Raw genomic sequence first — 20,829 nt, 5'->3', positions numbered from 1 at the left:
CGCTTCAGCCCTTCTTGAAAATATAGTCGGTTTCCTGGCGCAGCGTCTCGCCCGGCCGTAGGATGGCATGCGGAAAATCAGGGTGGTTGATGGCATCCGGCCAGATCTGTGTTTCCAGGCAGAAACCGGCAAAGGGACCGTAGTGACGGCTATCGAGGCCCGGAACGGGAACGTCCAGTTTGAAAGCCGAATAAAACTGCACACCGGGTTCGGTGGTGTGAACCTCTAGAGCTATATCGGAGGCTGGAGAATAAGCGCGGGCGACCTTGCGCTTGGCGCGGCGCTCGGGCGAAAGGCAGAAATTATGGTCGTAGAGAACCTGCTCACCATTTTCGCTGCGCCGCATCGGCGTCGGGTGGCGAAGGTCGAAGACGGTGCCTTCGACGGAACGGATTTCGCCGGTCGGTATCTGCTTGTCGTTGGTGGGCAGGTAAAAGTCAGCCGCGATGCTGATCTCATGCCCAAGTGCGGTGTCGGCGCCATCGAGATTGAAATAGGAATGCTGGCACACATTGGCGATGGTCGGCTTGTCGGTCACCGTTTCATAGACCACCGACAGCACGCCGCCGTCACGGATCGTGTAGGTGGCTGTGACCGTGCAGTTGCCGGGATAACCGGCACGGCCATCGGGGTCGATGATCTGCAGAACCGCGTGGCTTTCGCCGTGTTCCATCAGCATCCAGTTGCGTTTGCCCATGCCGTCGCTGCCGCCGTGCAGGTGGGTTACGCCCTTTTCATTCAGCTCCAGCTGGTATTCGTGACCGTCGATCGAAAATCTGCCATTGCCGATGCGGTTGGCGTTACGGCCGGGTGTGGCGCCGAAATAGGAGGAATATTTATAATCCTCGAATTTGGCGAAGCCGAGAACAAGCGGCGGCTGGTGACCCTCAAGGCGCAAATCCTGGATGACGGCACCCCAGGTAATGACCTTCGCTGTAAGCCCACCTTTCGAAATGGTGACACGCTCGACCTTTTCGCCCGTTGCCGTGAAACCAAAATTCTCCCGTGCTGCCCCGTCGCTCATAACATCATTCTCCCGGTTGCCATGAATTGCCGGGCGGACGTTGCGTCATTTCCCGGCAATTCGCAATCCCGCAAATTCAGGCCGCCAGCTGGCCGATGGCCTCGAGTTCATACGGTGTGGTCTGGTATATCTCGTTGATCCAGTTTCCGAAAAACAGATGGGCATGACTGCGCCAGCGGTTAAGGGGCGCGAGTTCGGGATCGTTATGCGGAAAATAATCATGCGGCAGCTTGATCGGCACGCCGGCGTGAACATCGCGGAAGTACTCGTCCGAAAGCGATGTCGAATCATATTCGACATGATTGAACATATAGAGACGGTTGCCTGCCTTCTCATGTACCAGACATACACCCATTTCCTCCGACTCCATGAGGATTTCGAGTTCCGGATGTTTTTCGATGTCGGCGCGGCGCACTTCCGTCCAGCGTGACACGGGAACCTGGAAATCGTCCGAAAAACCATTGAGGTAGATCGACGAGGGGCAAAGATTGCGGTGGCGGTAAACACCGAAAGCCTTTTCCTTCAGCTCGTATTTAGGCACGCCGTGGAAGTGATAGATGGCGGCCATCGCGCCCCAGCAGACGTTGAGGGTCGAATGGACATTGGTCCGCGTCCACTCGAAAATCTTTTGCATTTCATTCCAGTAGGTGACGTCCTCATAGTCCAGCAGCTCAATGGGAGCACCGGTGATGATGAAACCGTCGAACTTGCGGTGACGCACCTCTTCCCACGTCTCGTAGAAGGAGAGGAGATGTTCTTCCGGCGTGTTCTTGGCGCGATGACCGCCGATGCGCACAAGCGACAACTCAACCTGAAGCGGCGAGGCGCCAACGAGGCGCGCCATCTGGATTTCCGTCTTGATCTTGTTCGGCATGAGGTTGAGAAGCCCGATCTGGAGCGGGCGGATATCCTGCCGGATGGCCGCCGTTTCGGTCATGACCCGCACGCCCTCGTGAACGAGGGTCTCAAAGGCGGGAAGCGTATCGGGAATCTTGATCGGCATGTCGAACTCTCTTTTCCGGATCACGTAAAGAACGTTGCGAAAACAAAAAAACCGGCAGCGGAAATCGCGACCGGTCCCAGGAAATTGCCTTTTTCCTCGACCCTTTAGCGACTTCTTTAAAGTGGCTGCAAGCCGGTCGGCAAATCACCACTAAGGCGTTTCATAATCCCGAAGCCGACGAAAATCAATATGGACGGTTTTCGGAGGCTTTCGGCTTTCCATTTTCGGCCGAGGTGCGATAAGGCAGGGCATGGATAAAGCGCACTTCACCATTCTGCTCGGCGGCGATGTTACGGTTACTGATCGTCTCAGGGACGTGGTCGCGGGTAGCCGCGTGATCGCGGCTGATGGCGGCATGCGCCACGCACGGCCGCTTGGCCTCACACCGGAGTTGTGGGTCGGGGATTTCGATTCCGCCACCAAAGAGTTGCTGGATGCCTGGCCCGGTGTGACACGGCAGCCTTACCCGGCAGCAAAGGCGGTGACCGATGGTGAGATAGCGGTCTCGGAGGCGCTCGCCCGCGGCGCCGGTACGCTGGTGCTTGTCGGCGCGCTCGGGGGTGCACGAAGCGACCATGCCCTCCAGCACCTCCTTTACGCCGTCGCGCTTGCCGAACGTGGTCTCGATGTTTCGCTCACCTCCGGCGAGGAAGAGGCCCGGCCGCTGCTTCCGGGCTCGCTTGATGTCTCTCTACCCGCAGGCTCGCTTTTCTCGGTGGCCGGCTTCACAGCCCTGGAGGGGCTGGATATCGGCAATGTGCGTTACCCGCTGGAGGATTTCGCGCTTGCTTTCGGTTCCTCCCGCACTATTTCCAATGTCGCGAATGGCGGCCCTGTGCATTTTTCGCTTAAAAGCGGAAAAGCCATCCTGCTTGCCCGCCCTTATGATCTGACCGGAGCCTGACGCCTTGGCACCCCCTATTTTGAAACTCGATGACATCAAGCTGACCTTCGGCGTTACCCCGCTGCTGGACGGCGCCAATCTCCAGGTGGAGCCGGGCGACCGCATCTGCCTTGTCGGACGCAACGGTTCCGGCAAGTCCACGCTGATGAAGATCGCAGCGGGCCTTGTCGAGGCCCAGTCGGGCGAGGTTTTCCGTCATCCCGCTGCAACCATCCGTTATCTGGAACAGGCTCCGGATTTTGCCGGTTACGATACCGTTCAGGCCTATGCCGAGGCGGGGCTCGGGCCTGGCGACGATGCCTATCGGGTTACTTATCTTCTCGAGCATCTCGGGCTTACGGGTCAGGAAAATCCGGCAAACCTTTCCGGTGGTGAAGCGCGCCGCGCCGCGCTTGCCCGTGTCATGGCGCCGGAGCCCGATATTCTGATGCTGGACGAACCCACCAACCATCTGGATCTGCCGACAATCGAATGGCTTGAAAGCGAACTCCAGCAGACGCGCAGCGCGCTGGTGCTGATTTCGCACGACCGTCGTTTTCTCGAACGGGTTTCGACCTCGACCGTCTGGCTCGATCGCGGCCAGTCCCGCCGTCTCAATCGTGGTTTTGCCCATTTCGAGGAATGGCGTGACAAGGTGCTTGAAGAGGAAGAGCTTGAACAACACAAGCTCGGCAAGGCCATCGAGCGCGAAGAACACTGGATGCGGTATGGCGTGACTGCAAGGCGCAAGCGCAACATGCGCCGTGTCGGTGAGCTTCAGGCCATGCGGGCGGAATATCGTGGGCACAAGGGGCCGCAGGGGACGGTGCAGGCGACCGTCACGGAAGGCCGGGAGTCCGGCAAGCTGGTCATCGAGGCGGAGGCTATCACCAAGGCTTACGGTGAGCGCATGATTGTCGCGCCGTTCTCATTGCGGGTGCATCGCGGCGATTGCATCGGTCTCGTCGGACCGAATGGCGCGGGCAAGACAACGTTGCTGAAGATGCTCACCGGCCAGCTTGAACCAGACAGCGGCTGGGTGAAGCTCGGCACCAATCTCGAGATCGCAACGCTTGACCAGAAGCGCGAGGAGCTCAATCCCAACGATACGCTCGCACATTATTTGACCGACGGCCGGGGCGACAATCTTCTCGTCAATGGCGAGGTGAAGCATGTCACGGGTTATATGAAGGACTTTCTGTTCCAGCCGGAACAGGCCCGCACACCCATCCGCAACCTTTCCGGCGGCGAGCGTGCAAGGCTCATTCTGGCGCGTATTCTCGCCCGGCCGACCAATCTTCTGATTCTCGACGAACCGACAAACGATCTCGATATCGAAACGCTCGATCTGTTGCAGGAGATCGTTGCCGGGTTTTCCGGCACGGTCATCCTTGTCAGCCACGACCGTGATTTTCTTGACCGTACGGTCACCTCCACCATCGCGCCGGCCAATCCCGATCAACCGGACGGACGCTGGATCGAATATGCCGGTGGCTATTCGGATATGATGGCGCAGCGCAAGGGAGCTGCGGAAGAGAAACGAAAAGCTGAGAGACAGGAAAAGGCGAAAGCCGCACCTTCAGCCCCGTCTTCGCAGGAGCCTGGAAAGGCCAAGGCCAAGCTTTCGTTCAAGCAGAAATTCGCCCTCGAAAATCTCCCCAAGGAGATGGAGAAGGCGCAGGAAGAGATCGCAAAACGCGAGCAGCGCATGGCCGACCCGGAACTCTTCGCCAAGGATCAGGCGGCCTTCAACAAGCTGGCGCAGGAAATGGAAAAGCTGCGCGAAAAACTTGAGGCCATGGAAGAGGAGTGGCTGGAGCTGGAGATGCTGCGCGAGGAACTGGAAGGCTGAGCCGATCTTTCCGGCCGCACCGCCATCCGCCTTTGACAGGACGGCGGAAATGCCGTTTGCTGTCCCTGTTCGGAGGAGTTCAACACCATGCGCATGATCTTCGTCAACCTGCCCGTCAAGAATATCGAGACATCGAGAGCCTTCTTCACGACGCTGGGTTTCACCTTCAATCCGGAATATTCCGATGACCGCACGCTCTGCATGATTGTCGAGGAAAACATCTTCGTCATGCTCCTTCAGGAAGAGCGTTTTCGTGATTTCATCAACGGCGACATCGCCGACGCCAAGCGGAGTACCGAGGTACTGACCTGTCTTTCCGCCGGAAGCCGGGAGGAAATCGACCGTATGATCGAGGCCGCGCTCGCGTCAGGCGGCAGCCGCTGGAAACCCGTTCAGGATCACGGATTCATGTATGCAGGTAGTTTTCAGGATCCCGACGGCCACGTCTGGGAACTTGTGCACATGGCGCCGCAGGGTTGATGGCAGCCATCTTGCCAAGATGGGTCTGCGGGACTACACCATTATCTTGATCTAACGGGGTGTCTTTCGCGCCTGGGCGCAAAAGGCTGAGAGGCTTGCCAACCCGAAGAACCTGATCCGGTTCATACCGGCGGAGGGATTAGACGGCTTTCATGCAGGCGGCTATTTCCCTCCTCGTTTTGAGGAGATATTCGTGCGCCGTCGTCTTTTTGTAAATTCCATCATTGCCGTTTCCATGCTTCTGCCCGGGTTCGCCGTTGCGCAGGAAAAACCGGAACTGACGGTCTACACCTATGAGAGCTTCGTTTCTGAATGGGGTCCCGGTCCCAAAATAAAGGACGCTTTCGAGAAGGTGTGCGCTTGCACCGTCAATTTTGTCGGCGTGGCGGACGGCGTGGCGCTTCTCAACCGGCTGAAATTAGAAGGTGCGGGGTCCAAGGCGGATGTCGTCGTGGGACTTGATACAAATCTGGTCGCGGAGGCGAAACAGACCGGCCTTTTCGATGTCAGCGGCGTTGATGCATCAGCGGCCAAGGTACCCGGCGGCTATGAGGACGATGTGTTCGTTCCCTATGATTACGGCCATTTTGCTATCGTCTATGACACCCAGACGCTGAAAAGCCCACCAACGAGCCTCAAAGAACTCGTGGAAGGCGACCCTGCCCAGAAGATAGCCATTCAGGACCCGCGCACCTCGACGCCGGGACTGGGGCTGCTTCTGTGGGTGAAATCGGTTTATGGCGACCAGGCGCCGGAAGCCTGGGCAAAGCTCAGGAAGCGGATCCTTACCGTTACGCCGGGCTGGTCGGAGTCCTACGGGCTCTTCACCAAGGGGGAGGTGCCGATGGTGCTGTCCTACACGACTTCGCCCGCCTATCATATGGTCGCCGAAAAGTCCGATCGTTATCAGGCCGCAGCTTTCTCCGAAGGACATTATATCCAGATCGAAGTGTCAGGCCTTCTCAAAAACGCGCCGCACAAGGATCTCGCAAAGCAGTTTCTCGCATTCACCCTCACCTCCGGTTTTCAGGATACCATTCCCGAAAACAACTGGATGATGCCGGTTGCGGCAACCTCCGCCCCCCTGCCGGAGGCCTTTTCCAGGCTCGTCGTGCCGCAGAAGACTTTCCTGATGCAGCCGGAAGAGGTCGCGAAAAACCGCAAGGCATGGATAGACGAATGGCTGACGGCCATGAGCATGAATTGAAGAAGAGGCGCGTCCACGCATGATGCTGCGTCGCGATTACCGGCGGTCAATCATTTTCGGGACGGCGGCTTTTGCCGCCGTTTTCCTGTTCATGGCGCTCGCCGTGTTTGCGCTTCTGTCCTTTGATGCGGGTGCATCCGCTTCCGGCATTTTGGACCCTTATACATTGCGTATTCTGCGCTTCACGGTTTATCAGGCGACGCTCTCCACCCTTCTTTCCATCATTCTTGGTCTTCCCGTGGCCTTGGCACTCTCCAGGCAGCGGGAGTTTCCGGGAAGGATCTGGATCATCCGGTTGATGGCAGTGCCGATGGGGCTGCCGGTGATCGTCGGCGCCTTCGGTATCATTACCATCTGGGGGAGGCAGGGTGTCCTGAATACGCTTCTTGTTTTCGCCGGCGCGGAAGAACCTTTCAGCATTTATGGTCTTTCCGGCATCCTCATTGCCCATGTGTTTTTCAATCTCCCGCTTTCCGTCCGGTTGTTGCTGGCCGGGCTGGAGCGTATTCCGGGCGAATATTGGCGCATGGCGGCGAGCCTCGGCATGGGGCCGATCTCGGTTTTCCGTTTTGTCGAATGGCCGGCCGTGTCCCGGCTTGTTCCGGGTATCGCCGGCCTCATCTTCATGCTTTGCGCCACCAGTTTTACGCTCGTGCTCCTTTTGGGCGGCGGGCCGGCGGCGACCACCCTGGAGGTCGCAATATACCAGGCGCTGCGGTTCGATTTCGATCCGCAGCGGGCGATCGCGCTCTCGGTTCTGCAGATCGTCCTCACCGCGGCCCTGCTCGGCCTTCTGGCCTTCCTGCCGTCGCCGGAAGCGGAAATCGCTTCACTTGGCCGGCCTGTGCGCCGTTTCGATGCGGGTCGGGCGGCGGCCCGCCTGTGGGATGGTCTAATCATCGTTTCTGCGGTGCTTTTGATCGGGCTGCCGCTGGTCGCCATTGTGTTCTCGGGCGTCCAGGCAGACCTGCCGCGCCTCATCACAGCACCGGTCTTTCTGCGCGCGGCGGCGACAAGTCTTGGGATTGCCGCGTTCTCGGCAATTTTCGTGATCATCGTCAGCATGGCGATCATCCGCGCACGTCAGGCGGTCAGCGCGAAACGGCGGGCCGCGCGGCCTCTTCACCTCTTGTCCAGCGTTCTCGGCGCGGGATCGTCTCTGGTTCTGCTGGTTCCGCCCGTGGTGCTCGGAAGCGGATGGTTCCTTCTCTTGCGGCCTTTCGGTGACGTCGCTGTTTATGCCCCGGTTCTCGTGGCGCTCATCAACATGCTGATGGCCCTGCCGCTTGCCATGCGGGTGCTGGAGCCGGCCGTCACCAGTCATTTTCTCCGCACCGGCCGACTTTCCGCCAGCCTCGGGCTTCAGGGTCTGCCGCGGCTGCGGTTCGCCGATCTGCCCGTCCTGTGGCGGCCGCTGGCCATGGCATTTTCCTTCGCGATGGCCCTGTCGCTTGGCGATCTCGGCGCGGTTGCCCTGTTCGGTTCAGAGAATTTCGTCACCTTGCCGTGGCTCGTCTATAGCAATATGGGCAGCTACCGGACCAACGATGCCGCCGGTTACGCCTTTCTTCTCGGTGTGGTCTGCCTCGTGCTTGCTGCAACCGGCATGTCGCGACATTCGCAACCGGAGCGGGTAAAAGCGGCGGAGGCGATGACATGAAGGGCGACGATTTCGCAGTGCAGCTTGACAGGGTCAGGCTGCGGCTTGGAATGCAGGATTTCGACCTCGACTGTGCGTTTCCGCAGGGGCAGGTCACCGCTGTCGTCGGTGCATCCGGTTCGGGAAAATCGACACTGCTTAACCTCGTTGCCGGTTTCGAGTTGCCGGATTCCGGCCGCGTGATGATCGGCGGACGGGACGTGACGACGCTCGACCCTTCCGAAAGGCCTGTCTCTTCGATCTTTCAGGACAATAATCTTTTTGCCCATCTCGACGTTTTTACAAATATCGCGCTTGGTATAAGCCCCACGCTCAGATTACACGCGGAAGACCGGCAAAGGATAAATATTGCGCTTGCGCGCGTTGGTCTTTCGGGTTTCGACAAGCGTTTGCCGGGCACGCTCTCCGGAGGAGAAAGGCAGAGGGCGGCGCTTGCGCGCGCATTGGTCAGGAAGAAGCCCGTCATGCTGCTCGATGAACCTTTCGCCGCACTTGATCCAGGGCTACGGGCGGGCATGAGTTCTCTGTTGCTTGACTTGCATAAAGAAACAAATAATGCGGTGATTATTGTGAGCCATCACCCGGAAGACATAAAAAGATTAGCGCGGTGGGTGGTTTTTCTTGATCGTGGCCGTGTCGTTTTTGCCGGAGCGACAGCGGATTTCTTTGCCACACAAAATGTGAAGGCCGTGGACAGTTTCCTGAACGGGTGACCGCCTTATTTTCGACGCGCGCCGCTGGCAATCGCTTTAGATGACTTCAATGGCGCTAATTTGCACTTGCCAGTTTCAAGTTGTTGCCCGAGAAAAGATGAGAATTATTGCGTTCTTCAGGAATATTCCGGATTTGATGGATCAATTTTACCGTCTCGGCATTCATCGCCCGTTGGGGCGAATCTGTTATTCTGGTCTGCAATTAACGGATGATCAGGAACGTTAAGGGGCAGGCATAGAGAATGAAAAATAGCATGACTGCACAGCGGAGGCTCTTCTCCGGTTCAGGCCTTCGCCGTTCCGGCCGGCTCGCTGCGGCGTGGTCCGCGCTGACCGCTTCTGCCGTGTTGCTGTCATCGTGCCAATCTCTTTTCAGCCCGGCCTACCAGTCCACATTGCGTCCCTCGGACAATCCGCAGACGGTGGAAGAGGTTCAGAAGAACGATCCGCGCGCGCAGATGGGCGCACGCGAACATCCACGCATCGTGGCAAGCTATGGCGGCGAATATCGTGATGCCAAGACGGAGCGGCTTGTCGCCCGGATTGCCGGAGCGCTGACGGCCGTCTCCGAAAATCCGCAGCAATCCTACCGCATCACCATTCTCAATTCGCCCGCCATCAACGCATTTGCGTTGCCCGGGGGATATCTCTATGTGACACGCGGGCTTCTGGCACTCGCCAATGACGCCTCGGAAGTGGCGGCCGTGCTGTCGCACGAAATGGGTCACGTCACCGCCAACCACGGGATCGAACGTCAGCGCCGCGAAGAAGCGGAAGTGATTGCGAGCCGCGTGGTTGCAGAGGTCCTGTCCAGCGATCTCGCCGGCAAGCAGGCGCTTGCCCGTGGCAAGCTGCGGCTTGCAGCTTTTTCGCGCCAGCAGGAGTTGCAGGCGGATGTGATCGGGGTACGCATGCTTGGCGAGGCGGGTTACGATCCTTACGCATCGCCGCGCTTTCTTGATTCCATGGCGGCCTATGCGCGGTTCTCTTCGGCCGATCCGGAAAACGACCAGAGCCTCGACTTCCTTTCGAGTCACCCCAATACACCACAGCGCATCGAGCTTGCGCGCCGGCATGCCCGTGCCTTCGGCCAGGAAGGCCAGGTCGGAGATCGTGGCCGAGACTGGTTTCTCGATGGTATAGACGGGCTGCTTTACGGCGATAGCCCGCAGGAAGGTTATGTCCGCGGCCAGACATTCCTGCATGGAACGCTCGGCATTCGTTTCGACGTGCCGGAAGGGTTCGTGATCGACAACAAGGTTGAGGCTGTCCTGGCGACAGGGCCGGGCGAGGTCGCAATCCGTTTCGACGGCGTCGCCGATCCGAAACAGACGAGCCTTGCCAATTACCTGACGAGCGGCTGGGTCGCCGGCCTGCTGCCTGAAACGGTAAAGGAAACGCAGATCAACGGACTGGAGGCCGCGACAGCCCGGGCAAGCGCGGATAAATGGGATTTCGACGTCACGGTCATCCGCGTCGGCCAGCAGATATTCCGGTTCCTGACCGCGGTGCCGAAGGGCAATACGCAACTCGATTCCATCGCCAATACCTTGCGCACCAGCTTCCGCAAGATGACGCCGCAGGAGATCGCCTCCCTGAAGCCGCTAAGAGTGCGGGTGGTGACGGTGAAGCCGGGTGAAACCGTGGCCACGATGGCGGCGCGGATGATGGGAACGGAGCGGAAGCTCGACATGTTCCGCATGATCAATGCGATGGGCGCCACGGCCACGATTCAGCCCGGGCAAAGGGTAAAGATCATCTCTGAATAACAAAAACCCCGGATAGCCCCGGGGTTTTATGTTCAGGCCTTCACCCGGCGATCACTGCCACTCACGAACGTCAACAAAATGACCCGCAATGGCTGCCGCCGCCGCCATGGCGGGGGAGACGAGGTGGGTACGGCTCTTATAGCCCTGACGGCCTTCGAAATTGCGGTTCGAGGTGGACGCGCAGCGTTCGCCGGGTTTCAGGCGGTCGTCATTCATGGCAAGGCACATGGAGCAGCCTGGCTCGCGCCATTCGAAACCGGCTTCGAGGAAAATCCTGTCCAGACCTTCCTTTTCCGCCTGTTCTTTCACGAGACCGGAGCCGGGCACGATCATGGCCGAAACGGTGGGAGCGACTTTACGGCCGTCAACGATCTTCGCCGCCGCGCGCAAATCCTCGATGCGGCCATTGGTGCAGGAGCCGATGAAGACGCGGTCAATGGCGATATCGGTAATGCGCGTGCCGGGCTTGAGGCCCATGTAGTCAAGCGCACGCCACTTGGAGGCGCGCTTGTTTTCTTCATCGATATCATCTGGATTGGGAACAATGCCTTGAACAGAGGTTACATCTTCCGGAGAAGAGCCCCAGGAGACGATAGGCGGAAGATTGGCCGCATCGAGGATGACGACCTTGTCGTAATGGGCGCCCTCGTCGGATTTCAGAGTCTTCCAGTAGGCGATCGCCTGTTCCAGCGTTTCGCCCTTCGGCGCACGCGGCTTGTCCTTGATGTATTCGAAGGTCGTTTCGTCAGGCGCAATCAGGCCGGCGCGGGCGCCGCCCTCGATGGTCATGTTGCAGACCGTCATGCGACCTTCCATGGAGAGCGAACGGATCGCCTCACCAGCAAATTCGATGACATGGCCGGTGCCGCCGGCGGTGCCGATCTCGCCGATAATGGCAAGGATGATGTCCTTGGCGGTAACGCCCTCGGGGATTTTGCCATCGACACGCACCAGCATGTTCTTGGCTTTCTTCTGGATCAGCGTCTGTGTGGCCAGAACATGCTCTACTTCGGAGGTGCCGATGCCATGCGCCAGTGCGCCAAATGCGCCGTGGGTGGAGGTGTGGCTGTCGCCGCAGACGATCGTCATACCCGGCAGGGTGAAACCCTGTTCGGGACCGACGATGTGAACGATGCCCTGGCGCTTGTCGCGTTCGGAATAATATTCAACGCCGAAGTCCCTGGCGTTCTGCGCCAGCGCTTCCACCTGAATGCGGCTTTCTTCGTTCTTGATGCCTTCCAGCCGGTCGGCGGTGGTCGGCACGTTATGATCGACCACAGCGAGCGTGCGGGCCGGCGAATGCACCGGACGGCCGGCGATGCGCAGACCTTCGAAGGCCTGGGGGCTCGTCACCTCATGAACGAGGTGACGGTCGATATAGAGAAGACAGGTTCCATCCGGGTCGCGATTGACGACGTGGTCGTCCCAGATCTTGTCATACAAAGTGCGGGGTGCGCTCATGGCTCTGTGCCTTGTCATGGAAAAGGATAATAGGGTTCAGTAAGGCGGTGGACAGCGGTGCTGTCAGGCGAGCCTAAGTCGGCTGGTGAGCGCCCCGGAAACGCGCGCAAAGAAGCGTGCCGGCAGACGCTTGTGGTCCTGCAGCACATACACATTCTGAGCGAGACATCCGAATTTAGATCCCATGGCAACTTTCATAGCAGATCGATGGTTTTACGGCAACATGAATGCGCAGGAGACAGGCTGAAGGACAGGATCGTGCCAACACTATGCACTGCATCACGGCGAGACGGCCTGCCCAGCAACGCTTTGCGGTTGTTATGATGCAACGCAACTTGCCTATTTTGCAGCGCACATATAGATGGGTTCCCTTATCATTTGCATTCGACGAGAAATCGAAGGGAGGAAAGCATATGGTATCCGAAAAGGCCCTTATCTCGAAGATCACCTGGCGGCTCATGCCGTTTCTTGGCCTTCTCTATCTCATCGCCTATATTGACCGACAGAATGTCAGCTATGCCAAGCTGCAGATGGTCGATGCGTTGAGCCTCAGCGAATACGCCTATGGTCTTGGCGCGTCGCTGTTCTTCATCGGCTACTTCATCTTCGAAGTGCCGAGCAACCTGTTCCTCAACCGCTTCGGCGCCAGCAAATGGTTTGCCCGCATTCTGGTTTCCTGGGGGGCCGTCACCATTGCGCTTGCCTATACGCAGAACGCTACGATGTTTTACATCCTGCGCTTCCTGCTCGGGCTTTGCGAGGCGGGCTTCTTCCCGGGTGTGCTGTTCCTGATGACGCTCTGGTTCCCGCGCGATTATCGCGGCCGCATGATCGGTCTGTTCATGATCTTCAGCGCGCTTGCCAATGCCATCGGCGCGCCGCTCGGCGGCATGTTGCTCGATCTCGACGGTTTCCTCGGTTATGCCGGGTGGGAATGGGTATTCCTTGCCACTGGTATTCCGGCTGTGATCGCTGGCATAGCCACCTTCTTCTATCTGGATGATACGCCCGAAAAGGCCAAGTTTCTGTCGCAGGACGAGAAGGACTGGCTGAAGAACCGGCTTGCCGACGAGAACAAGGGCATGGAAGAGCATGCGGAAGATGGCTTCAAAGCCCTGATCAATCCGCGGGTTCTGTTCATGTCGCTCTGCTATGTTGGATTTCCGCTGGCCGCCTATGGTCTCAGCTACTGGCTTCCAACCATCGTGAAGAGCTTTGGCGTTTCCAACACCGCGAACGGTTTCATCAACATCATCCCCTGGGTGATCGTTGCCGTTGCCTTGTTCGTCGTGCCTCTGGCGGCCGATAAGGCGAAGAACAAGACGCCCTATATCGTTGGTCCTGCCTTTATCGGCGCGTTTTGCCTGCTGATGTCGGCATTGCTGAGCGACCCGGTGTTGCAGTTCGCTTTCCTCTGCATCGCCGCTGCAGGTATCTTTGCAGGCCAGCCGGTGTTCTGGAGCCTGCCCGGCCGCTTCCTCAAGGGAGCGGGCGCTGCTGCGGGTATCGCCGCCATCAATTCGGTCGGCAATCTCGGTGGCTTCGTGGCGCAAAACGTCGTGCCCTGGATCAAGGATCAGACCGGCAGTACCATTGCGCCGATGTTCTTCCTTGCCTTCTGCCTCGCGCTTGCCGGTGTGCTAGTCATCATCGCCACCCGCAAGATGGGCAATCAGGCTCAAACCGCCTGAACCAAAAGAGAGGGATAGCCGGATTGCTTCCGGCTGTCCCCTTTCCCTCATCCTTGTTTCGAGCGCATTGCCTTATCAATCCGCCGCAATATCAGTGACAGGCCTATGGTCAGGATCAGGTAGATATAGGCGACGATCGAATAGGTCTCGAAAAACCGGAAAGAACCGGCGGCATAGACTTTTCCCATTTGGGTGATGTCGGTGACGCCGAGCACCGAAACAAGTGAGCTGTCCTTCACCATCGACACGAAATCGTTCGACAGCGGCGGAAAGATCGTCCGGGTCGCCTGTGGCAGAGTGATCAGCCTGAAGCGCTGATAGCGGCTGAAACCGAGGGCCTTTGCTGCCTCGATCTGCCCCTCCGGAACGGCCTGTATGCCGGCGCGGAAAATCTCTGCAATGAAAGCCGCATAACCGATGGTCAGTGCGATGATCGCCCGCCAGATCAACGATACGTCCCGCACAAGCAAAGGCTCCACCCATCCCTGTGACACAAGCGGAGCAGTCAGCCCGTTATAGAGCGCCACCAGGCCTGGCGTTCCCACAAAAGCGATGTAGAAAAGCAGAACGATGATCGGTATGCCGCGAACCACTTCGATGTAAAACCGTGCCACTTGCCGTGCCACGATATTATCAGCCATTCCGACGAGGGCGATGCAAAGGCCGAGCAATGTTGCCAGCATAAAGGCCGTGAGCGTGACGGAAACCGTGATGCCGACACCTTTTGCCACGGTGCTGAACACCTGCGTGTAAATGCCATTGACAGCGATCATCGCGGCAAGGGCAATGCCGATCACGAGGATCGCGAGCAGCCACCAGGGAAAATCCTCGCTCGTGCTGTTCTGCGTGTTCCGCTTTGTTGTGGCGTCGTGCAGCGTCATTCGCCAAGCTTGTAGTCGAGGAACCACTTCTTATCGAGTGCGGCGAAGGTGCCGTCCGCCTTCAGCGCCGCGATCGCGGCATTGACAGGGGCAACGAGATCGGAACCTTTTTTGAAGATGAAACCGAAGTCATCGCCGCCAAGCGGACCACCGATCAGTTTGAGCGTGCCGTTTGACGCATCGACATAACCCTTGCCGGCAACGCCATCGGTGAGCACGAGGTCGACATCGCCTGTTTTCAACGCCTGAACGCTGGCGCCGAAGGTTTCCATCAGACGAAGGCGCGGATTTTGCTCGTTGCCATCCAGAACATCGTAAACGGCCGTGTAGAAGGGCGTGGTGCCGGCCTGTGCGCCAACGAGACCTTTATCGAAGGCGGCGAAACTCTTTGCGTCGGTAAAGCGGTTTTCATCTGCCCGCACCAGCATGAACATTTCCGAACGCATATAAGGGACGGAGAAATCCACTTTTTCCCTGCGGTCGTCCTTGATGCTGATTCCGGTCATGCCGATGTCGTATTGCCCCGCAGAAACTGACTGGATCATCGCGTCCCAGGAAATGTTCTGATATTCGACCTTGAAATTCAGCCGTCTGGCGATCTCTTCCATCGCATCATATTCCCATCCGATGGCTTTTCCGCTTTTCGGGTCGACGAATTGCAGCGGCGGATAGGCATTTTCCGTGACCACGACGACGGTGCGTCCCTCAAGATCCGGCAGATCGACGGCGCCGGCGAGTGCAGGCGTCATGGCCAATACGGCGAGGGCGGCGAGAAACGGGCGTCTGGCGATCATGAAAGGCTCCGGAGCGATTTTTCTCAAATTGCACGCTTGCCGGAGCGAGAGCAAGACATGTGAGCGCAACAAAAAAGGCGGTCCCAAGACCGCCTTTTCCGTAAATCCAGTAAACTGGAAATCTTATTCTGCTGCGGTTTCTGCAGCCTTTGCTGCTTCTTCTGCTGCCTTGGCTTCAGCAGCTTCGGCTGCTGCCTTTTCGGCGGCGAGAGCCTGTGCTGCTGCTACCTTTTCAGCTTCCAGACGTGCCTTTTCTTCGGCAGCTGCCTGGCGCTCGGACTCGTTCAGCTTACGGGCGCGCGTACCGGTGTTTTCAACGATACGTGCAGCCTTGCCGCGACGGTCGCGCAGATAGTAGAGCTTCGCACGACGAACCTTACCGCGGCGAACGATTTCAACGCCTTCGACCAGCGGCGAGTAGATCGGGAATACGCGCTCTACGCCTTCGCCGTAGGAGATCTTGCGAACGGTGAAGCTTTCGGAAAGGCCGCCGCCGGAACGGGCGATGCAAACGCCTTCATAAGCCTGAACGCGGGTACGGTTACCTTCGGTAACGCGCACGTTGACGCGCAGCGTGTCGCCCGGAGAAAACTCAGGCAGGGTGCGCTTTGCTTCGATCTTGGCAGCCTGTTCGGCTTCCAGCTGCTGAATGATATTGGTCATGTTAACCTCTGATTTCTTCTGAAACAGCCAGAGCGCTCAACGGTTGCCTGTCGGTCGATGCCTTCAGGCCATGCCTTGCGGCAGGAGCGGGTTCGCCATTCTTTGCTTGCGGTTAAAGGGGTAAACCCCAATTCCACGCGGGCACATACACGAGGATGCACCGTTTGTCATCCCTTCATGACAATTTTTATCAATCCTTCGCCGCGCTCCGACAGTTGCGAAGCGGCTTTCGGCCGGATATGGCATGAAAACCTTGGGAGGGGCCATGTCCATATTCATCGTTCTCATGCTGTTTGCAACCGGCTTTCTGTCAGGTGTCGTCAATGCGATTGCCGGCGGCGGCACATTCCTGACCTTCGGTGCGATGACGCTGGCCGGCCTGCCGCCGATTGTCGCAAACGCCACGTCGGCGATCGTGCAGTTTCCGGGCTACGTCACGTCCGTCATCGCCTATGGGCCGGAGATACGCGCCCATTGGCGCGAGGCGATCCTTCTGTCGGCTGTTTCCGTCGTCGGTGGGCTGGGTGGATCGCTCCTGCTTCTGTCGCTCGACAACCCCTCCTTTCGTCAGCTGGTTCCATGGCTGCTTCTCGCCGCCACCGCCGTTTTTGCCGCCGGCCCGTGGCTCAGGCCGAAGACAAGCACCGAGCGCTCTCCCGGCAATCTGCCGAGCCTCGTCTTCCAGGGGCTTGCCTCCATCTATGGCGGCTTTTTCGGCGCTGGAATGGGCATCATGATGCTTGCCATCCTCGGAATAACTTCGGGCGGAAGCTATCATCATCTGAACGCTTTGAAGAACCTGCTGTCGGTGGTGATCGCGGTCATCGCGATTACGATCTTCGTCAGCGGCGGTGTTGTCTCCTGGTGGGCGGCGCTCATCATGTTTCCCGCGGCAGCGCTTGGCGGCTATGCGGGCGTGCACACGGCACGGCGGGTGCCGCAGTGGGTCATTCGCTGGCTGGTGATTGCGGTCGGGCTGGTGCTGACGGCTTATTATTTCGTCTCGACCTGAGGCTTCTCAAGAAGGTCGGGCCGCCTTTCCTTCGTCAGCTTAAGCGCCTGTTCATGACGCCATTTGTCGATGACAGCGTGATTGCCGGAGGTGAGAACGGCGGGGATATCGCGGCCTTCCCAGACCTGCGGGCGGGTATAATGAGGATGTTCCAGCAGCCCGCCCTCGAAGCTTTCATGCACGCCGGAAAGGTCATTGCCCATGACGCCCGGCAGGATGCGGACGACGGCGTCCAGCAGCGTCAGCGCCGCCGGCTCACCGCCGGAGAGGATGTAATCGCCGATCGACACCTCCTCCAGCGCGCGCGCCTCGATCACCCGCTGGTCGACGCCTTCAAAACGGCCGCAGACGATGATTGCGCCGTCACCCGCCGCAAGTTCGCGCACACGGTTCTGGGACAAAGGCTTGCCGCGCGGGCTCATCAGCAGGCGCGGGCGCGTGTCACCATCGGAAACGTGGTCGATGGCCGCGGCCAGGACATCGGGTTTCAGCACCATGCCGGCGCCGCCGCCTGCGGGCGTGTCATCGACGCTTCTGTGCCTGTCGGTGGCGAATTCGCGGATCTGCACGGCGTCCAGAGACCATTGTCCCCGCTCCAGCGCCTTGCCGGCCAGCGAATATCCGAGATGTCCCGGAAACATTTCCGGGTAAAGCGTCAGCACGGTAGCCTTGAAGGTCATCGGTTACTTCTTGCCGAACGGCGGTACGCCGGTTTCGTCCTTGTCGTCGGGATTGTCGATCAGGCCGGCGGCCATCGGATCGATAAGAATGCGTCCGGCTTCTAGGTCGATCTCCAGCACCGCCGCCTCTGAAAAGGGAATGAGGGCCGGGCGACGGCCCGCACCCTTCAGCTCCAGCAGATCACCCGCGCCGAAATCATAGACCGCACTGACGGCGCCATAACTCTTGCCTTCGGCATCAACCGCCTCCAGCCCTTCGAGATCGGCATAATAGAATTCGTCGTCATCAAGCTCGTCGTCGGGCAGATTGTCGCGTTCGATGAAGAGTTCGAGCCCGTTCAGGCTTTCGGCCGTATTGCGGTCGTTGACGCCCCTGAAGCGCACAATGACAACGTTCTTGCCCTCGCGAATTTCCAGAATTTCAAAAATGCGGCCATCGGCGCTGACCAGATTGCCGTAATCGCCGAGCGCCAGCGGGTCATCGGTATATGTGCTGACACGGACTTCGCCACGCAGACCCTGCGCGCCACCGATTTTTGCCATGAGTATCGGGTTTTCCAGCTTTGCCATCGGGCCGTCCGTCTTCTGGTATTGGTTGCGTCAGCTTTAAGGTCTGTTGACGCCAAAATAAACAAAAAACGGGCGGCGTGGAAATCCACGCCACCCGTTCCTCAAAAGTTTCCGTGCAGATTATTCTGCAGCAGAGGCTTCCGCAGCCGCAGCGGCTGCATCTTCAGCCTTCTGCTTCTTTTCAGCAACGCGTTCCAGAGCGCGCTTGCCCGGCTTTGCCTTTTCCGGGTTGCTGCGAGCGGCGCGCTCGGCAAGGCCGGCTTCGGCGAGGAAGCGCAGAACGCGGTCGGTCGGCTGTGCGCCCTTGGCGATCCATTCCTTGATGAGGTCAGCCTTCAGCTCAACGCGCTGCGGGTTGTCCTTGGCAAGCATCGGGTTCCAGGAACCGACCTTCTCGAGGAAGCGGCCGTCGCGGGGCGAACGGGCGTCAGCAACAACGATCTGGTAATACGGGCGCTTCTTGGAGCCACCGCGTGCGAGACGAATTTTCAGTGCCATGTCATTTACTCCTTAGGATGGCTTGTCCGCCTTTCAGGCGGTCTTTTCTGTGCCGCCATGTTCGGCGGCGATTGCTTCATGATGCCGGATGACTTCCTTGATGATGAAGTTCAGGAACTTCTCGGCGAAATCCGGGTCCAGATTGGCGTCCTTTGCCAGGTGGCGAAGGCGTTCGATCTGGTATTCCTCGCGCGCCGGGTCTGCCGGCGGCAAATTGTACTTTGCCTTCAGCACGCCCACCGCCTTGGTACAGCGGAAACGTTCGGCAAGAATGTGAACCAGTGCGGCATCGATGTTGTCGATCGACTGGCGGTATTCGGAAAGCTGGGCTTTCACCTCTGTATTGTTCATTGGCGTCCCCCTCACTTCTTTTTCGGAAAGCCGGGAAGGCCCGGCATGCCGCCAAGACCCGGCAGCTTTGTGCCTCCGAGGCCCGGCAATCCGCCCGGCAGACCGCCAAGGCCGGGCATTCCACCCGGCTTGCCGAGGCCGGCGGCTTCCGCCTGCTTCTGGAGCGCTTCAAGCTGCTTCGGATCGATGTTGGACAAATCAGGCATGCCGCCGCCCATCATGCCACCGAGACCCATCTTGCCGGCAAGGCCGCCCATCATCTGCTTCATGATGCCGCCTTTGCCCTTGCCGCCCATGGCTTTCATCATGTCGGCCATGCCGCGATGCATCTTCAGAAGCTTGTTGATTTCGGCGGCATCGGTGCCGGAACCGGCGGCGATGCGCTTCTTGCGGCTGTGTTTCAGAATATCCGGATTGGCGCGCTCCGCCTTGGTCATGGAGGAGATGATGGCAATCTGGCGGTCGAACATCTTGTCGTTCATGCCCGCTGAAGCCATCTTGTCCTTCATGCCGGCCATGCCGGGCATCAGACCCATGATGCCGCCCATGCCGCCCATCTTTTTCATCTGGGCAAGCTGGTCGGCGAGATCGTTGAGGTCGAACTTGCCCTTGGCCATCTTCTCGGCCATGGCGCGGGCTTTTTCCGCATCGATGTTTTCGGCGGCCTTTTCGACCAGCGAGACGATGTCGCCCATGCCGAGAATACGGTCGGCGATACGGCGCGGGTGGAACTCGTCGAGTTCGTTCATGCGCTCGCCGATACCGATCAGCTTGATCGGCTTGCCGGTGACGGCGCGCATGGAGAGGGCCGCACCGCCGCGGCCGTCACCGTCCATGCGGGTGAGAACAAGGCCGGTGATACCGACACGCTCATCGAAATTTCGCGCCAGATTGACGGCGTCCTGACCGGTCAGAGAATCCGCGACCAGCAGGATTTCATGCGGGTTGGACTTCTTCTTGATGTCGGCCATTTCCAGCATCAAGGGTTCGTCGATGTGTGTGCGGCCGGCGGTATCGAGAATGACGACGTCATGCCCGCCGAGCTTTGCGGCCTGCACGGCACGTGCGGCAATATCCGTCGGCGACTGGCCGGCAATGATCGGCAGCGTGTCGACGCCGGTCTGGACGCCGAGCTGGCGAAGCTGCTCCTGTGCGGCCGGACGACGCGTGTCGAGAGATGCCATCAGCACCTTCTTCTTGTCGCGGTCGGTCAGGCGCTTGGCGATCTTGCCGGTGGTTGTGGTTTTACCCGAGCCCTGCAGACCTACCATCATGATGACGACGGGGGCGGCCGCATGAAGGTCGATCGAGACGCCTTCGGTGCCGAGCATTTCGACAAGCTCGTCATGGACGATCTTGACGACCATCTGGCCGGGCTTGATGGATTTCAGAACGGCCGCGCCGACGGCCTTTTCACGCACTCTGTCGGTGAAGGAACGTACGACTTCCAACGCCACGTCCGCTTCCAGCAGCGCACGGCGAACCTCGCGCAGGGCGGCGGCAACATCGGCTTCCGTCAGCGCGCCACGGCCGGTCAGTCCATTCAGAATGGAACCAAGGCGGTCCTGGAGGTTTTCAAACATCGTTTCTTCCTTCTTCGTTCCGGGTTTCCGAAACGTCGGTGCTTTCGCTGGCAA

Annotated in this window: 20 protein-coding genes and 2 riboswitches; of the genes, 9 read left to right on the top strand and 11 right to left on the bottom strand. The window is 59.0% G+C overall.

Translation table 11 applies throughout. The features are described 5' to 3' along the window. Positions 1 to 4: 4 nt before the first annotated feature. Together FHW77_RS19645 and metA are read right to left on the bottom strand one after the other, a co-directional pair. Positions 5 to 1,024 (bottom strand): aldose epimerase family protein, encoded by a 1,020-nt coding sequence (locus tag FHW77_RS19645; RefSeq protein ID WP_004443970.1) that lies wholly within the window; start codon positions 1,022 to 1,024, stop codon positions 5 to 7. 76 nt (positions 1,025 to 1,100) lie between these two features. Beyond that, complete coding sequence (metA, locus tag FHW77_RS19640; RefSeq protein WP_004443968.1) at positions 1,101 to 2,027, bottom strand: homoserine O-acetyltransferase MetA; 927 nt, start codon at positions 2,025 to 2,027, stop codon at positions 1,101 to 1,103. Between the two features lie 84 nt (positions 2,028 to 2,111). Then, positions 2,112 to 2,188: riboswitch (SAM riboswitch) on the bottom strand. Positions 2,189 to 2,277: 89 nt separating this feature from the next. Between metA and FHW77_RS19635 the strand changes: the two genes are divergently transcribed. The 7 genes from FHW77_RS19635 to FHW77_RS19605 all read left to right on the top strand — a co-directional run bounded on the left by FHW77_RS19635 (position 2,278) and on the right by FHW77_RS19605 (position 10,591). After that, positions 2,278 to 2,931: a thiamine diphosphokinase gene (locus FHW77_RS19635; RefSeq protein WP_004443967.1), complete on the top strand. Its 654-nt coding sequence runs from the start codon at positions 2,278 to 2,280 to the stop codon at positions 2,929 to 2,931. Positions 2,932 to 2,935: 4 nt separating this feature from the next. Next, positions 2,936 to 4,762, top strand: a complete 1,827-nt coding sequence (locus FHW77_RS19630) for an ABC-F family ATP-binding cassette domain-containing protein (RefSeq protein WP_004443966.1) — start codon at positions 2,936 to 2,938, stop codon at positions 4,760 to 4,762. Positions 4,763 to 4,849: 87 nt separating this feature from the next. Next, positions 4,850 to 5,242 (top strand): VOC family protein, encoded by a 393-nt coding sequence (locus FHW77_RS19625; protein ID WP_004443965.1) that lies wholly within the window; start codon positions 4,850 to 4,852, stop codon positions 5,240 to 5,242. Between the two features lie 45 nt (positions 5,243 to 5,287). Then, a riboswitch (TPP riboswitch) is annotated at positions 5,288 to 5,398 on the top strand. Between the two features lie 37 nt (positions 5,399 to 5,435). Beyond that, positions 5,436 to 6,449: a thiamine ABC transporter substrate binding subunit gene (thiB, locus tag FHW77_RS19620; protein WP_004443964.1), complete on the top strand. Its 1,014-nt coding sequence runs from the start codon at positions 5,436 to 5,438 to the stop codon at positions 6,447 to 6,449. Between the two features lie 19 nt (positions 6,450 to 6,468). Continuing rightward, positions 6,469 to 8,109 carry a thiamine/thiamine pyrophosphate ABC transporter permease ThiP gene (gene thiP, locus FHW77_RS19615; RefSeq protein WP_004443962.1) on the top strand — a complete coding sequence of 547 codons (1,641 nt, stop codon included), beginning with the start codon at positions 6,469 to 6,471 and terminating at the stop codon, positions 8,107 to 8,109. Further along, positions 8,106 to 8,822, top strand: a complete 717-nt coding sequence (locus FHW77_RS19610; RefSeq protein ID WP_004443960.1) for a thiamine ABC transporter ATP-binding protein — start codon at positions 8,106 to 8,108, stop codon at positions 8,820 to 8,822. The genes thiP and FHW77_RS19610 overlap by 4 nt, the downstream gene beginning before the upstream one ends. Before the next feature lie 254 nt (positions 8,823 to 9,076). Then, entirely contained in the window at positions 9,077 to 10,591 is a 1,515-nt protein-coding gene (locus FHW77_RS19605) for a M48 family metalloprotease (protein ID WP_034500057.1), read from the top strand. 51 nt (positions 10,592 to 10,642) lie between these two features. Here FHW77_RS19605 and leuC read toward each other — a convergent pair whose 3' ends face one another. Then, positions 10,643 to 12,052 (bottom strand): 3-isopropylmalate dehydratase large subunit, encoded by a 1,410-nt coding sequence (gene leuC, locus FHW77_RS19600; protein WP_004443956.1) that lies wholly within the window; start codon positions 12,050 to 12,052, stop codon positions 10,643 to 10,645. A 413-nt stretch (positions 12,053 to 12,465) separates the two neighbouring features. Between leuC and FHW77_RS19595 the strand changes: the two genes are divergently transcribed. After that, the gene (locus FHW77_RS19595) at positions 12,466 to 13,743 is read left to right on the top strand and encodes an MFS transporter (RefSeq protein WP_004443953.1); all 1,278 of its coding nucleotides are present in this window, start codon (positions 12,466 to 12,468) and stop codon (positions 13,741 to 13,743) included. Positions 13,744 to 13,790: 47 nt separating this feature from the next. Here FHW77_RS19595 and FHW77_RS19590 read toward each other — a convergent pair whose 3' ends face one another. From FHW77_RS19590 to rplS, 3 genes are all read right to left on the bottom strand, one after another. Continuing rightward, positions 13,791 to 14,624, bottom strand: coding sequence for an amino acid ABC transporter permease (locus FHW77_RS19590; RefSeq protein WP_004443951.1), 834 nt, complete (start codon positions 14,622 to 14,624; stop codon positions 13,791 to 13,793). After that, positions 14,621 to 15,418: a transporter substrate-binding domain-containing protein gene (locus FHW77_RS19585; protein ID WP_004443949.1), complete on the bottom strand. Its 798-nt coding sequence runs from the start codon at positions 15,416 to 15,418 to the stop codon at positions 14,621 to 14,623. Before FHW77_RS19585 ends, FHW77_RS19590 begins: the two co-directional genes overlap by 4 nt. 123 nt (positions 15,419 to 15,541) lie before the next feature. Further along, positions 15,542 to 16,081 carry a 50S ribosomal protein L19 gene (gene rplS, locus FHW77_RS19580; RefSeq protein ID WP_003505101.1) on the bottom strand — a complete coding sequence of 180 codons (540 nt, stop codon included), beginning with the start codon at positions 16,079 to 16,081 and terminating at the stop codon, positions 15,542 to 15,544. A gap of 265 nt (positions 16,082 to 16,346) precedes the next feature. On the opposite strand from rplS, the gene FHW77_RS19575 reads away from it, so the two are divergent. After that, the gene (locus FHW77_RS19575; RefSeq protein WP_004443948.1) at positions 16,347 to 17,093 is read left to right on the top strand and encodes a sulfite exporter TauE/SafE family protein; all 747 of its coding nucleotides are present in this window, start codon (positions 16,347 to 16,349) and stop codon (positions 17,091 to 17,093) included. Here the strand turns inward: FHW77_RS19575 and trmD are convergent. From trmD to ffh, 5 genes are all read right to left on the bottom strand, one after another. Beyond that, positions 17,075 to 17,773, bottom strand: coding sequence for a tRNA (guanosine(37)-N1)-methyltransferase TrmD (gene trmD, locus FHW77_RS19570; RefSeq protein ID WP_004443947.1), 699 nt, complete (start codon positions 17,771 to 17,773; stop codon positions 17,075 to 17,077). The genes FHW77_RS19575 and trmD overlap by 19 nt on opposite strands. 3 nt (positions 17,774 to 17,776) lie before the next feature. Continuing rightward, entirely contained in the window at positions 17,777 to 18,343 is a 567-nt protein-coding gene (gene rimM / locus FHW77_RS19565; RefSeq protein ID WP_004443945.1) for a ribosome maturation factor RimM, read from the bottom strand. A 120-nt stretch (positions 18,344 to 18,463) separates the two neighbouring features. Continuing rightward, a complete protein-coding gene (gene rpsP / locus FHW77_RS19560; protein ID WP_004443943.1) occupies positions 18,464 to 18,841 on the bottom strand; it encodes a 30S ribosomal protein S16 in 378 nt (125 codons plus the stop codon). A gap of 33 nt (positions 18,842 to 18,874) precedes the next feature. Continuing rightward, positions 18,875 to 19,192: a chorismate mutase gene (locus FHW77_RS19555; RefSeq protein ID WP_003505091.1), complete on the bottom strand. Its 318-nt coding sequence runs from the start codon at positions 19,190 to 19,192 to the stop codon at positions 18,875 to 18,877. An 11-nt stretch (positions 19,193 to 19,203) separates the two neighbouring features. Continuing rightward, a complete protein-coding gene (ffh, locus tag FHW77_RS19550; RefSeq protein WP_004443941.1) occupies positions 19,204 to 20,775 on the bottom strand; it encodes a signal recognition particle protein in 1,572 nt (523 codons plus the stop codon). Positions 20,776 to 20,829: the final 54 nt, after the last annotated feature.

This window comes from Agrobacterium sp. RC10-4-1 (assembly GCF_014138475.1).
In the GTDB taxonomy this organism is placed as follows: Bacteria; Pseudomonadota; Alphaproteobacteria; order Rhizobiales; family Rhizobiaceae; genus Agrobacterium; species Agrobacterium pusense.
This window is presented reverse-complemented; position numbering and strand designations above follow the sequence as displayed.

Coding starts and splice junctions, on each gene's coding strand:
- FHW77_RS19645 (WP_004443970.1), bottom strand. CDS start 1,024: ATGAGCGACGGGGCAGCACGGGAGAATTTTGGTTTCACGGCAACGGGC.
- metA (WP_004443968.1), bottom strand. CDS start 2,027: ATGCCGATCAAGATTCCCGATACGCTTCCCGCCTTTGAGACCCTCGTT.
- FHW77_RS19635 (WP_004443967.1), top strand. CDS start 2,278: ATGGATAAAGCGCACTTCACCATTCTGCTCGGCGGCGATGTTACGGTT.
- FHW77_RS19625 (WP_004443965.1), top strand. CDS start 4,850: ATGCGCATGATCTTCGTCAACCTGCCCGTCAAGAATATCGAGACATCG.
- thiP (WP_004443962.1), top strand. CDS start 6,469: ATGATGCTGCGTCGCGATTACCGGCGGTCAATCATTTTCGGGACGGCG.
- FHW77_RS19610 (WP_004443960.1), top strand. CDS start 8,106: ATGAAGGGCGACGATTTCGCAGTGCAGCTTGACAGGGTCAGGCTGCGG.
- FHW77_RS19605 (WP_034500057.1), top strand. CDS start 9,077: ATGACTGCACAGCGGAGGCTCTTCTCCGGTTCAGGCCTTCGCCGTTCC.
- leuC (WP_004443956.1), bottom strand. CDS start 12,052: ATGAGCGCACCCCGCACTTTGTATGACAAGATCTGGGACGACCACGTC.
- FHW77_RS19595 (WP_004443953.1), top strand. CDS start 12,466: ATGGTATCCGAAAAGGCCCTTATCTCGAAGATCACCTGGCGGCTCATG.
- FHW77_RS19590 (WP_004443951.1), bottom strand. CDS start 14,624: ATGACGCTGCACGACGCCACAACAAAGCGGAACACGCAGAACAGCACG.
- FHW77_RS19585 (WP_004443949.1), bottom strand. CDS start 15,418: ATGATCGCCAGACGCCCGTTTCTCGCCGCCCTCGCCGTATTGGCCATG.
- rplS (WP_003505101.1), bottom strand. CDS start 16,081: ATGACCAATATCATTCAGCAGCTGGAAGCCGAACAGGCTGCCAAGATC.
- FHW77_RS19575 (WP_004443948.1), top strand. CDS start 16,347: ATGTCCATATTCATCGTTCTCATGCTGTTTGCAACCGGCTTTCTGTCA.
- trmD (WP_004443947.1), bottom strand. CDS start 17,773: ATGACCTTCAAGGCTACCGTGCTGACGCTTTACCCGGAAATGTTTCCG.
- rimM (WP_004443945.1), bottom strand. CDS start 18,343: ATGGCAAAGCTGGAAAACCCGATACTCATGGCAAAAATCGGTGGCGCG.
- rpsP (WP_004443943.1), bottom strand. CDS start 18,841: ATGGCACTGAAAATTCGTCTCGCACGCGGTGGCTCCAAGAAGCGCCCG.
- FHW77_RS19555 (WP_003505091.1), bottom strand. CDS start 19,192: ATGAACAATACAGAGGTGAAAGCCCAGCTTTCCGAATACCGCCAGTCG.
- ffh (WP_004443941.1), bottom strand. CDS start 20,775: ATGTTTGAAAACCTCCAGGACCGCCTTGGTTCCATTCTGAATGGACTG.